Origin of the sequence: Streptomyces tailanensis (genome assembly GCF_008386495.1) — a bacterium.
GTDB classification, from domain to species: Bacteria; Actinomycetota; Actinomycetes; order Streptomycetales; family Streptomycetaceae; genus Streptomyces; species Streptomyces tailanensis.
Map to the genome: position 1 here is coordinate 1 of NZ_VTHJ01000183.1, position 1,070 is coordinate 1,070.

Here is a 1,070-nt window from a genome sequence, read left to right on the forward strand (position 1 = left end):
CGGACGTGCGGGCCGCCGAAGTAGCCGCGGACGATGCGGGGTTGGCGTTGCCGTCTGCGGAAGAATCGGCGGGTTTCGGCGGCGAGTTCGGCCTGGTCGCGGGCTCGGTGCTGTTTGGGCAGGCTGTGCTTGAGGTCCGCGTTGACCAGCTCGTCGGGGTTCAGCTCGGGCGAGTACGGGGGCAGGAAGTGCAGTTCGACGTCGTCGGGGTGGGCGGCGAGCCAGTCACGGACCTTCTTGGAGCGGTGGGCGGAGTGTCCGTCGACCACGAGATGGACCTTGTGGTCGAAGTGGCCGGCGAGCCGGTCCAAAAAGCGGCACATCACTTCGGCGGTGAAGCTCTCGGTGAAGACCATGAAGTGCATCCGGCCCTTGGTGCTGATCGCCGACATCGCGTTCACGGAGAACCGGTTCCCGCTCCGCCGCACGACGGGGGTCTTGCCCTTCTCTCCCCAGGTGCGGCCGGTGACCTGGTCGGATCGGATGCCGACCTGGTCGGCGAAGAGGATCTCGCCGCCGTCCTTCTTCGCCTTCGCTCGGATCTTCGGCCAGGTCTCCTGATGCCAGCGCGCCACGGCCTCGGGGTCCTGCTCGACGGCACGCTTGTCCGGGCGCTGGAAGGACAGCCCCCACCGCTTCAGGTACTTGCCCACCCCCGGTTCGGTCAGCCGCACCCGGTACAGCTTCGCGATCAGCTCACCCACCAGCCGCCGCGTCCACAGCTGACCGGAAAGCCCCACGTCACAGGGCCGGTGATCGAGGACCGCCTGCCGCACCGCCGCCTGCTCGGCCTCCCCGAGCACCTGGTGCACCCCGACCGGCTTGCCACGCGGACGCATGACCAGCGCCTCCCGCCCGCCGGCCTGCCACTTCGCCCACCACGTGTCGACCGCCTTCAGCGACACCCCGAACACCGCCGCCACGTCCTCACGGGCCCGTCCCGCCCCCAGCGCGGCCACCGCCCGCAGCCGCAGGGCCTCCTGCGCCGACGGCGACAGATGCCGCGCGTCCCCCACCAGATCGCTCACACCCCATCAACGACCCAGAACCCAAACCGTTTCGGATCAATA

1 protein-coding gene is annotated in these 1,070 nt (G+C 69.5%); it reads right to left on the minus strand.

What is annotated here, in order from left to right; translation table 11 throughout:
* Positions 1 to 1,028: IS630 family transposase (locus F3T56_RS45960; RefSeq protein ID WP_216373121.1), on the minus strand; the 1,028-nt coding region annotated here is incomplete at its 3' end.
* Between the last annotated feature and the right edge of the window lie 42 nt (positions 1,029 to 1,070).